Annotated in this window: 13 protein-coding genes; 6 read left to right on the forward strand and 7 right to left on the reverse strand. The window is 64.1% G+C overall.

What is annotated here, in order from left to right; translation table 11 throughout:
- Positions 1-75: 75 nt before the first annotated feature.
- Positions 76-657: a putative pterin-binding protein gene (locus J0O65_RS13060; protein ID WP_215407330.1), complete on the reverse strand. Its 582-nt coding sequence runs from the start codon at positions 655-657 to the stop codon at positions 76-78.
- A 225-nt stretch (positions 658-882) separates the two neighbouring features.
- Here J0O65_RS13060 and J0O65_RS13065 point away from each other — a divergent pair, with 225 nt between their 5' ends.
- Positions 883-1464, forward strand: a complete 582-nt coding sequence (locus J0O65_RS13065; RefSeq protein WP_152251586.1) for a porin family protein — start codon at positions 883-885, stop codon at positions 1462-1464.
- A gap of 72 nt (positions 1465-1536) precedes the next feature.
- Here the strand turns inward: J0O65_RS13065 and ettA are convergent, their stop codons facing one another.
- A complete protein-coding gene (gene ettA / locus J0O65_RS13070; protein ID WP_034752850.1) occupies positions 1537-3204 on the reverse strand; it encodes an energy-dependent translational throttle protein EttA in 1668 nt (555 codons plus the stop codon).
- A gap of 85 nt (positions 3205-3289) precedes the next feature.
- Positions 3290-4174: an EamA family transporter RarD gene (rarD, locus tag J0O65_RS13075; protein WP_215407333.1), complete on the reverse strand. Its 885-nt coding sequence runs from the start codon at positions 4172-4174 to the stop codon at positions 3290-3292.
- 237 nt (positions 4175-4411) lie between these two features.
- Here rarD and J0O65_RS13080 point away from each other — a divergent pair, with 237 nt between their 5' ends.
- Together J0O65_RS13080 and J0O65_RS13085 are read left to right on the forward strand one after the other, a co-directional pair.
- Positions 4412-6289, forward strand: a complete 1878-nt coding sequence (locus J0O65_RS13080) for a potassium transporter Kup (protein WP_215407644.1) — start codon at positions 4412-4414, stop codon at positions 6287-6289.
- Positions 6290-6445: 156 nt separating this feature from the next.
- Positions 6446-6907, forward strand: a complete 462-nt coding sequence (locus J0O65_RS13085; RefSeq protein ID WP_251373732.1) for an FKBP-type peptidyl-prolyl cis-trans isomerase — start codon at positions 6446-6448, stop codon at positions 6905-6907.
- Between the two features lie 66 nt (positions 6908-6973).
- Here J0O65_RS13085 and J0O65_RS13090 read toward each other — a convergent pair whose 3' ends face one another.
- Genes J0O65_RS13090 through J0O65_RS13100 form a run of 3 tightly spaced genes read right to left on the reverse strand, consistent with a single transcriptional unit; the run spans position 6974 to position 9061 of the window.
- A complete protein-coding gene (locus tag J0O65_RS13090; RefSeq protein ID WP_215407335.1) occupies positions 6974-7645 on the reverse strand; it encodes a Dph6-related ATP pyrophosphatase in 672 nt (223 codons plus the stop codon).
- Entirely contained in the window at positions 7642-8112 is a 471-nt protein-coding gene (locus J0O65_RS13095; RefSeq protein ID WP_215407337.1) for a GNAT family N-acetyltransferase, read from the reverse strand. Before J0O65_RS13095 ends, J0O65_RS13090 begins: the two co-directional genes overlap by 4 nt.
- A gap of 40 nt (positions 8113-8152) precedes the next feature.
- Complete coding sequence (locus J0O65_RS13100; protein ID WP_215407339.1) at positions 8153-9061, reverse strand: LysR family transcriptional regulator; 909 nt, start codon at positions 9059-9061, stop codon at positions 8153-8155.
- Between the two features lie 107 nt (positions 9062-9168).
- On the opposite strand from J0O65_RS13100, the gene J0O65_RS13105 reads away from it, so the two are divergent.
- Entirely contained in the window at positions 9169-10002 is an 834-nt protein-coding gene (locus J0O65_RS13105) for a type 1 glutamine amidotransferase domain-containing protein (RefSeq protein WP_251373733.1), read from the forward strand.
- 61 nt (positions 10003-10063) lie between these two features.
- On the opposite strand, the gene J0O65_RS13110 is transcribed toward J0O65_RS13105, so the two are convergent.
- Positions 10064-10489 carry an organic hydroperoxide resistance protein gene (locus J0O65_RS13110; protein ID WP_215407342.1) on the reverse strand — a complete coding sequence of 142 codons (426 nt, stop codon included), beginning with the start codon at positions 10487-10489 and terminating at the stop codon, positions 10064-10066.
- Positions 10490-10775: 286 nt separating this feature from the next.
- Between J0O65_RS13110 and J0O65_RS13115 the strand changes: the two genes are divergently transcribed.
- Positions 10776-12041, forward strand: a complete 1266-nt coding sequence (locus tag J0O65_RS13115) for a histidine kinase (protein WP_215407344.1) — start codon at positions 10776-10778, stop codon at positions 12039-12041.
- Entirely contained in the window at positions 12028-12810 is a 783-nt protein-coding gene (locus tag J0O65_RS13120; RefSeq protein WP_215407346.1) for a LytR/AlgR family response regulator transcription factor, read from the forward strand. The genes J0O65_RS13115 and J0O65_RS13120 overlap by 14 nt, the downstream gene beginning before the upstream one ends.
- Positions 12811-12813 lie beyond the last annotated feature (3 nt).

The following is a 12813-nucleotide window of genomic DNA, read 5'->3' on the forward strand; positions in this document are numbered from 1 at the left end:
ACTATAGTACGGTTGCGCTTCTTAGCTACCTCTCCCTTCCGCTCGCTACGGTTTTGTTTGGCGTTTTAAGTAGCTTCAACCCGCCTCCACGCCGATGTGATACAGCGCCCACGGGCAGCTGGCGAACCGTTCGGCCAGGGGCAGGGCCGCGACGGCCGCGATGCGGTCCGCATCGTGGATCGCCCATAGCGGCCCCAGGCCGCCCAGCGCCATCGCCTGCCCGTCCAGGTGGGTGGCGACGATAAACCGCTGTGCGCGCGCCTGCGCCATGGTCAGCGCCGCCGCATAGCCGTCCACGGCCCGCAGCAGCAGCCGCACGGCATCTTCCTCGGGCGCGCCCGCCGCCTTCAATACATCGACCAGCAGCGGCCCGCGCAGGGCGTGCGCCTTGCCATCGTATTCGAGGGTGGGGTGGATGGTGCGTGCCGGCAAGTTCGCCAGCGCCGCGAAGTCGAAGGCCCGCGCCCGCTCAAAACTGATCTTTTGCTTGTGCATCATCTGGTCGCGCATGGCGTCGAACGGGCCCCGGTTGGGCTTGTCTATGCTGCCCGTGATGGTCAGCAGGGCAGGACCGCGCGGGCCGGCGGGCGCCGCCCGGGCGATGGCGGGCAGGGCCGCGGCGGCCATGCCGGCGGCGAGAAACTGGCGCTTGTGCATGCATTTCTCCTCTGGACTGAAAATCGCTAATGTTCTTAAGTCTATCTTAAGTTCGCTCAACAGTGCGCATTTTACGCTTATTGTTAGTTTGGAATGTTGGCTTACATCTTGTCACAGTTCTTACGGAATCGAGAAAGACGTGGCTTTTTTCGGCTGTTATTGTGTAGTCATCGCACTTCGCTGAACTGCGAATCCAGGCACCATTCACTAATTGAGAGAGAGAACATGATGAAGAAGAAAATCCTGTTTGCAATGATCGCTTCCGTTACCGCACTGACCGGCATGAGCGCCGCGCACGCCGAAGGCGCCTATGTGGGTGCCGGCGTCACGGGCAACCGCTATAACTTCGATATTCCTGGCGCCACCAGCGCCGACAATCACAGCGGCTACAAGGCCGGCGCCAAGATCTTCGCCGGTTACGATTTCGATAAGACCTGGGCGATCGAGGGCGGCTATGCCGATTTCGGCAGCAAGGATTACAGCTATGTCACCGGCGCCGGCAACGGTTCCGTGAAAAGCGATTCGCACGGCTACTACCTGGCCGGCAAGGCCACCATGCCGGTGAGCGACAAGGTTGGCGTGTTCGGCAAGCTCGGCGTGGCCAAGGTCAAGAACAGCTTGAGCGGCACGGGCCTGTCGAGCGGCATCAGCGGCAACGACAAGACGGGCGTGTACGCTTCCGTCGGCGCCCAGTACGCCATCAACGAGAAAGTCTCGCTGACGGCGGAAGTGGAACACTTCGGCAAGAGCGCCGACCAGGGCCGCAAGGCGACGGGCCTCGCTTTGGGCGCGCGCTACAATTTCTAATCACTTGGAAATGTGCTGAAAAAAAAGGCAGTCACCGCGAGGTGACTGCCTTTTTGCATTGCCTTGCGTAAATTACGTCGTCAATGGCTTGTAGCGGATACGCTTCGGCTTCGCGCCTTCTTCGCCCAGGCGTTTCTTCTTGTCGGCTTCGTACTCTTGATAGTTGCCGTCAAAGAAGGTGACTTGCGAATTGCCTTCGAAAGCCAGGATGTGCGTGGCGATACGGTCGAGGAACCAGCGGTCATGGGAAATGACCATGACGCTGCCGGCAAATTCCAGCAGGGCGTCTTCCAGCGCGCGCAGGGTTTCCACGTCCAGATCGTTCGACGGTTCATCGAGCAGCAGGACGTTGCCGCCCATTAACAACGTTTTCGCCAGGTGCAGACGGCCGCGTTCACCGCCGGACAGGTTGCCCACTTGTTTTTGCTGGTCCGAACCCTTGAAATTGAAGCGGCCCAGGTAGGCGCGCGACGGCATTTCGAAGCGGCCGACCGTCAGCATGTCGGCGCCGCCGGACACGTCCTCGAACACGGACTTGTTGTCGGCCAGGCTATCGCGGTTCTGGTCGACGATGGACACACGCGCCGTCTGGCCGATGGCCACTTCGCCGCTGTCCGGCGTTTCCTTGCCGGTGATCATCTTGAACAGGGTCGATTTACCGGCGCCGTTGGGGCCGATGATGCCGACGATGGCGCCGGGCGGCACGGTGAAGCTCAGGTTATCGATCAGCAGACGGTCGCCGAACGCTTTCGACACGTTCTTGAACTCGATGACTTCATTGCCCAGGCGTTCGGCCACGGGAATGAAGATCTCCTGCGTCTCGTTGCGCTTCTGGTATTCGTGCTCGGACAGCTCGTTGAAGCGGGCCAGGCGGGCTTTCGACTTGGCCTGGCGCGCTTTCGGATTCTGGCGCGACCATTCCAGTTCCTTCTGCAGCGCCTTCTGGCGCGCCGATTCCGTCGCCTCTTCCTGTTTCAGGCGGGCTTGCTTCTGGTCCAGCCAGGTCGAGTAGTTACCCTTCCATGGAATGCCGTGGCCGCGGTCCAGTTCCAGGATCCACTCGGCCGCGTTGTCGAGGAAGTAGCGGTCATGGGTGATGGCGACGACGGTGCCGGGGAAGCGCAGCAGGAACTGTTCCAGCCAGTCGACCGATTCCGCATCCAGATGGTTGGTCGGCTCGTCGAGCAGCAGCATGTCCGGTTTCGACAGCAGCAGCTTGCACAGCGCCACGCGGCGCTTTTCACCGCCGGACAGCACGCCGATGGTGGCGTCCCAAGGCGGCAGGCGCAGCGCGTCGGCGGCCATTTCCAGCTGCAGGTTCAGATTGCCGCCGTCGGAGGTTGAAATGATCGCTTCCAGGCGTGCCTGTTCCGTGGCCAGGGCGTCGAAGTCGGCGTCTTCCTCGGCATACGCGGCGTACACGGCTTCCAGCTTGGCTTGCGCTTCAAACACTTCGCCCAGGCCCGACTCGACTTCCTGGCGCACGGTTTTTGCCGGGTCCAGCTGCGGTTCCTGCGGCAGGTAGCCGATGTTCAGGCCCGGCATCGGCACGGCTTCGCCCTGGATGTCGGTGTCGATGCCTGCCATGATTTTGAGCAGGGTCGATTTGCCGGAGCCGTTCAGGCCCAGCACGCCGATCTTCGCGCCTGGGAAGAAGGACAGGGAAATATCTTTCAGAATCTGGCGCTTGGGCGGGACGATTTTGCCCACGCGATTCATGGTGTAGACGTAATTTGCCATTAGAAATCTCGGGTGATATACAAAGACGGACAGGATACGGTAAACGCCCGCTTCCGGCCAGCGCTGTGCGCTGCGGAAACGGGCGCTAGGCGGCGGCGCGCGCGCGGCGCGCCGTCCACAGGCCTTCGGCCGCATACAGGCCCAGCGCCGTCCAGATGACGAGGAAGCCCAGCATGCGCTCGGGCGTGAACGATTCGTGGAAGACCCACACGCCGATCAAGAGCTGGCCCGTGGGAGCGATGTATTGCAATAGCCCCAGCACGGCCAGCGGCAGGCGGCGCGCGCCGGCCGCGAACAGCAGCAGGGGAATGGCCGTGATGGGGCCGGACGCCAGCAGCAGCGCGCGCGTGGCGGTGGAATCCGTATTGACGAAGCCGCTCTGCCCATGCCATGCCAGCCACAGCATGTAGGCCAGCGCCAGGGGGAACAGAATCAAGGTTTCAAACGACAGTCCTTCCAGCGCGCCCAGCGCGGCCGTCTTGCGCAGCAAGCCATAGCCGCCGAAGGTGGCCGCCAGCAGCAGGGCGATCCACGGCACCTGCCCCGCCTGCCAAGTGAGCCAGGCCACGCCGCAGGCGGCCAGGCCGATGGCCAGCCACTGCAGGCGGCGCAGGCGCTCGTGCAGCAGCAGGAAGCCCAGCATGACATTGATCAGGGGCGTAATAAAATAGCCGAGGCTGGCGTCGACGACGTGGCCGTTGTTGACGGCCCAGATGTAGATGAACCAGTTGGCGGAGAGCAAAAACGCACTGGCGATGAAGCTGGCCACGACCCTGGGCTGCGCCTTCAGGCTGCCCAGCCAGCTCCACTGGCGGCGCACGGTCAGCACGATTCCCAGGAACAACAGCGACCAGACCATGCGGTGCGCCAGGATTTCCTGCGGCGCGATCTCGCCGATGGCGTGGAAATACAGCGGGAACAGGCCCCAGCACAGGAAGGCGAGGGAGGCGTACAACATGCCTGGATTCATGGTGGGCTTCGCTGGAGAGTAGACAGCCTGTCATTATGGCTGAAAACACCGGGGGCTGCCCGGCGCCGCTGGCGAGGCGTAGAATGGCAACAAATCAATGGCCGCATGTCCGCGCAGCAAGGCGGAGCGGCACAAAACCACGACCTTGGGGCACCCCGGAACCATGCAAAAATACTCTTGCTATTTGCTAATACCTATCATATTGTGCGATGCAACAAAACAAAAATGGGTGCAATCTTGACGTCGGAACATAAAAAAAGCGGCCTTGCCGGCTTGACGCTGGCGGCCGTCGGCATCGTTTACGGCGATATCGGCACCAGTCCGCTGTACACCCTGAAGACCGTCTTCGACCCGGCCCACGGCCTGCTGCTCTCGCACGAGAACCTGCTGGGCATCGTTTCGCTGATTTTCTGGGGCCTGACCCTGATCGTCTCGCTCAAATACGTGACCTTGGTGTTGCGCGCCGACAACCGCGGCGAGGGCGGCATCATGGCCCTGATGGCGCTGGTGCTGTCGTCCGTCAGCCGCCTGTCGCGCTGGCATTTTCCGCTGATGGTGATCGGCGTCTTCGGCGCCACCCTGTTCTATGGCGACAGCGTGATCACGCCGGCCATTTCCGTGCTGTCGGCGATCGAAGGCCTGGAAGTGGCCACGCCCGCCTTCAGTCCCTACGTGGTGCCGCTGACGATCGCCGTGCTGGTGGGCCTGTATTCCGTGCAGTCGCACGGCACGGCCGGCATCGGCCGCTATTTCGCCCCCGTCATGCTGCTGTGGTTTGCCGCGCTGGCCGGCATGGGCGTGGTCAACGTGATCAAGTCGCCGGCCATCCTGGCCGCGCTCAATCCCCTGCACGCGGCCACTTTCCTGATGAATAACGGCTTCGTCGCCTTCGTTGCCTTGGGCGCCGTGGTGCTGGCGCTGACGGGCGCCGAGGCGCTGTACGCCGACATGGGCCACTTCGGCAAGAAGCCGATCCGCCTGGCCTGGTTCCTGATCGCCTTTCCCGCGCTGGCGCTGAACTACCTGGGCCAGGGCGGCTTGCTGCTGGCGCATCCGGAGGCCGTCTCGAATCCGTTTTACCAGCAGCTGGGCGCCTGGAGCGTGTATCCGCTGGTGATCCTGTCGACCATGGCCACCGTGATCGCCTCCCAGGCAACCATTTCGGGCACCTTCTCGATGACCAAGCAAGCCATCGCCCTGGGCTTCCTGCCGCGCATGCGCGTGCGCCACACGTCGGAAAGCGAAATCGGCCAGATCTACATCCCCGCCGTGAACTGGCTGCAGCTGGCCGTGGTGCTGCTGGCCGTCATCGGCTTCGGCTCGTCGGAAAACCTGGCCGCCGCCTACGGCATCGCCGTCACGGCCACCATGCTGTCGACCACGATCCTGACCTTCTTCGTCATCCGCTACCGCTGGAAGATGAACCTGGCCCTGTGCTGGGCCGCCACGGGCTTTTTCCTGATCATCGACGTCAACCTGGTGTCGGCGACCGCGCTCAAGCTGTTCCATGGCGGCTGGTTCCCGCTGCTGCTGGGTTCGATCTTGTTCATCGTCATGCTGACCTGGAAGCGGGGCCGCCAGCTGGTGTTCCAGAACCTGGAAAAGCATGCGATTCCGCTCGACGATTTCCTCTCGTCGCTGTTCATCGCGCCGCCGCAGCGCGTGCCCGGCACGGCCATCTTCCTGCGCGGCGAAACGGATGGCGTGCCGCATGCGCTGCTGCATAACTTGCTGCACAACAAAGTGCTGCACGAACGGGTGATCTTCCTGACCGTCTTCATGCATGAAGAGCCATGGGTGGCGCCTTCCGAGCGCGTGCGCGTGGTGGAGCTGGGCCACCAGTGCTACCAGGTCAATGTGCATTACGGCTTCAAGGACGAACCGGACATCCCGGCGGCGCTGGCGCAGTGCGCCGAGCAGGGACTGGACTTCGAGATGATGGAAACGTCGTTCTTCATCGCCCGCCAGACCATCATCTCGACCCCGGGCGCCGGCATGATGCCGTGGCGCGAGCACCTGTTCGTCACCATGTCGCGCAATGCGCGCACGGCGGCCGATTACTATCAGATTCCGAGCAACCGGGTGATCGAACTGGGCACGCAGGTGGAAATCTAGATAATGTGGCTATTGTGCCAATGTTGTATCGGCACACAATTTAGCCCCGTGCTTACGTCTGCTTACAAATGGGCTACGCGAGTCCTGTTAAACTCCAGCCCGTACCGGTCCGCACCGTACGGGCCTTAGTCATACACCAATACTTAAAGGGAAACCATGAAATCGGTATTTCAAAAGATCGCCATGCTCGTCTGCGCCGTGGCCCTGACCGCTTGCGGCGCCGCTGCCAACACCGAGAAGCCGGTCGTGCTCGACCCGAATACGCAAGTGAAAGAACTGACCATTACCGATACGGTGACCGGTACCGGCACGGCGGCGGCAGCGGGCGACACCCTGCTGGTGACCTACACGGGCTGGCTGTATGACGCAAGCAAGCCGGGCAACAAGGGCGTGCAATTCGATGCGAGCCCGGCGGGCAGCGGTTTCACTTTCCCTCTGGGTATCGGCCGCGTCATCCTGGGCTGGGACCGTGGCCTGGTCGGCATGCAGGTCGGCGGCACGCGCACCTTGGCCATTCCCTATGACCTGGGCTATGGCAAGGCGGGCAGCGCGCCGAAAATTCCTGGCTATGCCGGCTTGCTGTTCGAGATCAAGCTGGTGAGCGTGACGAAAAAGTAAGCACGCGCAAGGCGCACGCAAAAAGGGCGACTCCACGGAGTCGCCCTTTTTACTTGAGCGGCGGACTCAGGCGGGCGCCAGTTCCTGGAAGTAGTAGGTGGCGCCGCCCAGATTGGCCGGCGCGTCATATTGCAGCACCTGCGCGCGGCGCAGCGCCACCGGCGCGCTGAAGGCGGGGCCGTCGTAGACGAAGGTGTGGAATTCGCCGTTTTCGCCGCAGGCGTCGACGCCGGGCGGCAGGTCGGCCAGGAAGGCGGCGTCGAACTCGCGCCCGCAAAATTCGCGCGGCAGGTGCTGGCCATTGATGCACACGACGATGGCCTTGAAGCCGGCGGCGAGGAATTCATCGACCAGCGCGCGCCGCGCTTCGCCCCACAGGGGCAGGTGGGCCGTCAGGCCGGCGACGGCGCAGACTTTTTCTTCCCAGTCGCGGTGCGGCTGCAAGTCGATGTCGCCGAAGATGGCGTGATCGATGCCATCGGCCTTCGCCGCGCGCAGCATGGCGATGAATTGCTCCTCGTAGCTGGCCCAGCTGGCGTGATAGCGCTGCAGGCGCGCGCCCAGGCTGGCCGCCTGCGCTGCGAGCAGTTCGGGCGACACGCCGTGCGAGCGCGACTTGCGGCCATCTTCATCCATGGCCGTGATCAACAGCGGCACGCTGATACCGGCGTTGCGCGCGCGCCACAGGGCCAGGCAGGAATCCTTGCCGCCGCTCCAGGAAATCAGGGCCGTCGTCATGCGGGTTGCTCCACCGCGCGCAGCATGTCGACGTGCTGTATGCCGTCTTCATCGTAGGGTGCGCTGACGGTGACGAAGCCGAAGGACTGGTAGAAGCGCTCCAGGTAGTGCTGCGCGCCGATGCGGATGGCGTGGCCAGGGTGCCGGCGTTCGGCGCGCGCGATGCCCTCAAGCAGAAGCTGCTTGCCGGCGCCCGTGCTGCGCGCCTCGGGCGCCGTCAGCACGCGGCCCAACGACATTTCGACGTATTTGGCGCCGGGCGCCAGCACGCGCAGGTAGGCGGCCAGCCGGCGCTGGCCGTCGACCGTTTGCCAGCCCAGCAGATGCATGGCTTGCTGGTCATGGCCGTCCAGATCCGGGTAAATGCACTGCTGTTCGATGACGAACACGCGCTGGCGCAAGGCCAGCACCTGGTACAAATCGTGGGGGCCGAGTTCGTCGAACGTGTTCCATTGCCAGCTGATCATGGGGCATCCTTGATTGAGAGTGGCCGTGATTTTACCGGCTTCACGCCGCTGGCGTGGGATGGCGCTGCGCATACCACTGCTTCAAGTGCTCGATGCAGCGCGTCACGCGGGGCGCCACCAGCTGGCGCGACGGGTAGATGGCGAACAGCGCCAGGCTGGGGCGCTCGATTTCCGGAAACAGCTCGACCAGGGCGCCGCTGGCCAGCTCTTCGCGGCAGACAAAGGCAGGCAGGATGCCGATGCCCAGGCCGCGCAGGATCAGGCTGCGCATGAACAGGGTGTTGTTGGTGCGTACCCAGTTCGGCACTTCGATGTCGCTGTGCGGTCCCGCATGGCGCAGCGGCCAGCGGCTGCCGAACAGGGCGTGACTGTAGATGAAGCAGCGCTGGCGCGTCAGCTCCGTCGCTTCGCGCAGGGGGCCGTGGCGCGCCAGGTAGGCGGGCGCGCAGCAGATGTGCAGGCGGTAGTCGTGGATGTGGCGCGCCACGTAGCTCGAATCGGTGAGCGCCGTGGTGACGCGAAAGCCGAGGTCGTAATTGGCCGCCGCCAGGTCCACGTATTCATCCTTCAGGTCGACGTCCAGGCGCAGCGCGGGCCACTCGGCCATGAAATCGGCCAGGCCCTCGGCCAGCTCGCCCACGCCCAGCGATAGCGGCGCGTTGATGCGCAGGCGGCCCGTCACGTGGGCCGTCGAATGCGCCACCATGTCCTCGGCCTGCGCCAGTTCGTCGAGCAGCTTGCGGCAGTGCTCGAGGTAGGCGGCGCCCGTTTCCGTCAGGGCCAGCTGGCGCGTGGTGCGCGTCATCAGGCGCCCGCCCAGTTCCTGCTCCAGCTGGCCGATGCGCCGGCTCACATACGAGGCCGACAGGTCCAGTTCATCGGCCGCGCGGCGAAAACTGCCCAGCTCGGCCACGCGGCGGAACAGCTGCATCGCTTGCAATTTATCCATCGCCTTCCCATTCGGTCGTATTCAGCATTAGTCAGCTGCATTATTCATCATTTTTCTGTATTTTGATTCGGAATATGCTGGTGACCTCTCTACAGAAAGGCCACACCATGAAAAAATTACTGATCGGCAGCCTGTTGCTGGCGGCCTTTTCCACCGCCCAGGCGGCCGACGTCCTCGTCGTGCTGTCGGACGCGAATCACCTCGACCTGCGCGACGGCAAGGTCTTCCCGACGGGCTTTTACCTGAATGAATTGATGCAACCCGTGAAAAAGCTGCTCGACGCGGGCCACACGGTGACGTTCGCCACGCCGCAGGGCCAGGCGCCCACCCTGGACGCCAGCTCGGATACGGATGCCTATTTTGGCGGCGACGCCACCGCGCACGCGGCGCACAAGGCCTTGCTGGACCGGCTGGCGCTGACGGTGCCGGGCCGCTCGCCTGTGATCAGCCTGAAACGGGTGGAGCAAATCGGCTATGGCCGCTACGCAGCCGTGCTGGTGCCGGGCGGTCACGCGCCCATGCAGGACCTGCTGAAGGATGCCAGCCTGGGCGCCTTGCTGCGCCAGTTCCATGCGGACGGCAAGCCGACGGCGCTGCTGTGCCATGGCCCCATCGCCCTGCTGTCGGCCTTGCCGCAGGCGGCAGCGTTTGCGGCCACGCTGGAAGCGGGCCAGACGCCGTCCGCGCCGGCCGGCTGGATTTACAGCGGCTACCGCATGACGGTGATCAGCAACGAGGAAGAGCTGGCGGCGCAGGGCGCGCTCGGCGGCGGCACGATGAAGTTTTATCCGCAGTCGGGCTTGCAGGCGGCAGGCGCGCGGTATGTGCAGAACCAGGCGCCGTGGACCAGCAACGTGGTGGTCGACCGCGAACTGATCACGGGGCAGAATCCCGCCTCGGCGCCGGCGCTGGCGGACAAGCTGCTGCAGGCGCTGCGCTAAAAGCAAATATCCCCGGCGGCGCCAGGGCGCGGCCGGGGATAGGCAGTGCGTGCGGCGGGGATTACACGATCGTCAGGGTGACGTCGATGTTGCCGCGCGTGGCGTTCGAGTAGGGGCAGACGATGTGGGCGGCGGCGACCAGCGCTTCGGCGGCGGCGCGCTCCATGCCTGGCAGCGAGATTTTCAGTTCCACTTCGATGCCGAAGCCCGTCTCGATGGCGCCGATGCCGACGTTGCCTTCGATGGACAGGTCCGCCGGCAGGGCGATCTTGTCGCGGCCGCCGACGAATTTCATGGCGCCGATGAAGCAGGCCGAGTAGCCGGCGGCGAACAGTTGTTCCGGATTGGTGCCGACGGCGCCATTGCCGCCCAGCTCTTTTGGCGTGGTCAGCTTGACGTCCAGCACATTGTCGGACGACACGGCGTGGCCTTCGCGGCCTCCGGTGGCGGTAGCTTGAGCGCGGTACAGGACTTGTTTGATCGACATGATGGTTTTCCTTGAGTTGATTAAATAGTTTACTACTAAATAGTGTGCTACTTGTTTCGTGGGCTGGCGCCCCAGGATGCCCGTCTGCAGAAGCGATGTGCGGCGTCCATGTACGCAATATATATCGTGCGCTATTTAATTGCAAGCGATTTTATTTCGAGGTGGCGCGAATTGATGCTTTATTTTGATGCCTTTGTCGCCACCACGGGGCTTCCATCGCATAATGGCCCCCGTCGCCGGGGCCGATGGGTATGCTGGCCCCACTTCAATACCCCAAGGACAAATCATGACTAGCCTCTTCTTTATCCTGCGCATCACCCTGGCCACGATGGTCACCTACGTCATCGCCACGGCGATCCTGGTCGAGAATTTCCTGCGCTATATCTTTGGGCAGACGGAAGGCTTCTTTGTCATCGTCGGCGCGCTGCTGGCCAGCGCCGTCATCACGAATGCGTTTTCGCACGTGCGGCGCGTGCGCCTGATCGCCGGCGCCGTTAATGCCGGTACCTTGTCGAGCCGCCAGCGGCGCCAGATCGAGGTCCCGTTCGAGGCGGGCGAGGCGTTCGACATGATCGACGCGGCCATCCGCGAGTTGCCGGGCAGCGAAGTGGTCGAGAGCGCGCGCGACAGCCTGCAGGTGCAGGCCCGCGTGCGCCGCGCCGCGCCCTACACGCACACGGGCTTGCCCCGCATGCGCGTGCTCGGTTTCCTCGAGCCGCGGCCGAACCAGATCCTCGCCACCGTCACGCCGAACGGCGAGGCGGGCAGCGTGACCCTGATCTGCGAGCCGGCGCGCAATGCCTGGACCGACTGGTTCCTCGTCGACCATGGCAGCAACCTGGAAAACGCGGAAGCGGTGACGCGGGCGATGACGCGCCGGGTGGCGCAGCGCCGGCGCGGCGAGCAGGCCGAGGCGCGCCAGACGGTGACGGAAAAGGAACTCACGGTGGCCAAGCTGAGCCTGCTGCATGCGCAGGTCGAGCCGCACTTCCTGTACAACACCCTGGCCAGCGCGCAGCTGCTCACGCGCAGCGATCCCGTGCGCGCCGATGCCATGCTGGGCAACCTGATCCTGTATCTGCGCCACTCGCTGCCGCGCACGGAGCAAGCCATGTCGACCCTGGGCACGGAACTGGAACGGGCGCGCGCCTACCTCGATATCCTGAAAATCCGCATGGGCGAGCGCCTGAACCTGCAGATCGAGGTACCGCAATACCTGCGCCAGGTGGAGCTGCCGCCGATGATGCTGCAAACCCTGGTGGAAAACGCCATCAAGCATGGACTGGAGCCGAAAAGCGGCGGCGGCACCATCTGGATCATGGCGCGCAGCGGCAACGGCACGGTGATCGTCACGGTGGCCGACGACGGCAAGGGGTTCAGCGACGATGGCGCCGGCACGGGCATTGGCCTGCGCAATGTGCGCGAACGCCTGCGCCTGATCTACGGCAATGCCGCCGCGTTTGCCATTGTCGCCAATTTCCCCGATGGCGTGACGGCCACCATCACGGTGCCCGACAGCACGGCGCAAGGAGTGTCGTATGCATCCGCCTGAGATGACCTGCGTCATCGCCGAAGACGAAACCCTGTTGCGCGACGCGCTCGTGGCCCTGCTGGCCGACGAGTGGCCCAACTTGCGCATCGTCGCCGCCTGCGACGACGGCGGCGCGGCGCTCGACGCCATCGCCACCCTGCGACCCGACGTCGCCTTCCTCGATATCCGCATGCCGGGCTTGACCGGGCTGGAAGTGGCGGCCGGCGCGCTCGACGCCAGTCCCGCCACGCAGGTGGTGTTCGTCACGGCCTACGACCAGTACGCGATCGATGCCTTCGACAAGGGCGCCGTCGACTATTTATTGAAACCCGTCGGGCGCGAGCGCCTGCAAGCGACCTTGCAGCGCGTGCGGGCGCGGGCCGGCAAGACCCCGGCGGGCGACGGCGCGCTGGCCGGCTTGCTGCAGCAATTGACGAGCGCCTTGCCGGCGGCGGCCAAGTCGCCGCCGCTGGTGTGGCTGACGGCCAGCAGCGGCAAGGATACGCGGCTGATCATGGTGGAAGACATCGCCTATTTTCAATCCGACACCAAGTACACGGCCGTCATGACGGCGGAGGGCGAGGCGCTGCTGCGCAAGCCGATCCGCGAACTGCTCGACGTGCTCGACCCGGCCATCTTCAAGCAGATCCACCGCTCCACCATCGTCAACATGAAGATGGTGGCGTCGGTGACGCGCGACGAGGTGGGACGCGGTATCCTGCGCCTGAAGACGCGGCCGGAAACCCTGGCCGTGAGCCAGCCGTTCATGAGTTTGTTTCGGAATATGTAGGTC

Origin of the sequence: Janthinobacterium sp. JC611 (genome assembly GCF_018682595.1) — a bacterium.
Classification (GTDB): Bacteria; Pseudomonadota; Gammaproteobacteria; order Burkholderiales; family Burkholderiaceae_D; genus Janthinobacterium.

What these genes read in the sequence shown, in the direction of transcription:
- J0O65_RS13105 (WP_251373733.1), top strand. Translation starts at nt 9,169, where the DNA reads ATGAAAAAATTACTGATCGGCAGCCTGTTGCTGGCGGCCTTTTCCACC.
- J0O65_RS13115 (WP_215407344.1), top strand. Translation starts at nt 10,776, where the DNA reads ATGACTAGCCTCTTCTTTATCCTGCGCATCACCCTGGCCACGATGGTC.
- J0O65_RS13100 (WP_215407339.1), bottom strand. Translation starts at nt 9,061, where the DNA reads ATGGATAAATTGCAAGCGATGCAGCTGTTCCGCCGCGTGGCCGAGCTG.
- ettA (WP_034752850.1), bottom strand. Translation starts at nt 3,204, where the DNA reads ATGGCAAATTACGTCTACACCATGAATCGCGTGGGCAAAATCGTCCCG.
- J0O65_RS13120 (WP_215407346.1), top strand. Translation starts at nt 12,028, where the DNA reads ATGCATCCGCCTGAGATGACCTGCGTCATCGCCGAAGACGAAACCCTG.
- J0O65_RS13085 (WP_251373732.1), top strand. Translation starts at nt 6,446, where the DNA reads ATGAAATCGGTATTTCAAAAGATCGCCATGCTCGTCTGCGCCGTGGCC.
- J0O65_RS13065 (WP_152251586.1), top strand. Translation starts at nt 883, where the DNA reads ATGATGAAGAAGAAAATCCTGTTTGCAATGATCGCTTCCGTTACCGCA.
- J0O65_RS13060 (WP_215407330.1), bottom strand. Translation starts at nt 657, where the DNA reads ATGCACAAGCGCCAGTTTCTCGCCGCCGGCATGGCCGCCGCGGCCCTG.
- J0O65_RS13095 (WP_215407337.1), bottom strand. Translation starts at nt 8,112, where the DNA reads ATGATCAGCTGGCAATGGAACACGTTCGACGAACTCGGCCCCCACGAT.
- J0O65_RS13110 (WP_215407342.1), bottom strand. Translation starts at nt 10,489, where the DNA reads ATGTCGATCAAACAAGTCCTGTACCGCGCTCAAGCTACCGCCACCGGA.
- J0O65_RS13090 (WP_215407335.1), bottom strand. Translation starts at nt 7,645, where the DNA reads ATGACGACGGCCCTGATTTCCTGGAGCGGCGGCAAGGATTCCTGCCTG.
- rarD (WP_215407333.1), bottom strand. Translation starts at nt 4,174, where the DNA reads ATGAATCCAGGCATGTTGTACGCCTCCCTCGCCTTCCTGTGCTGGGGC.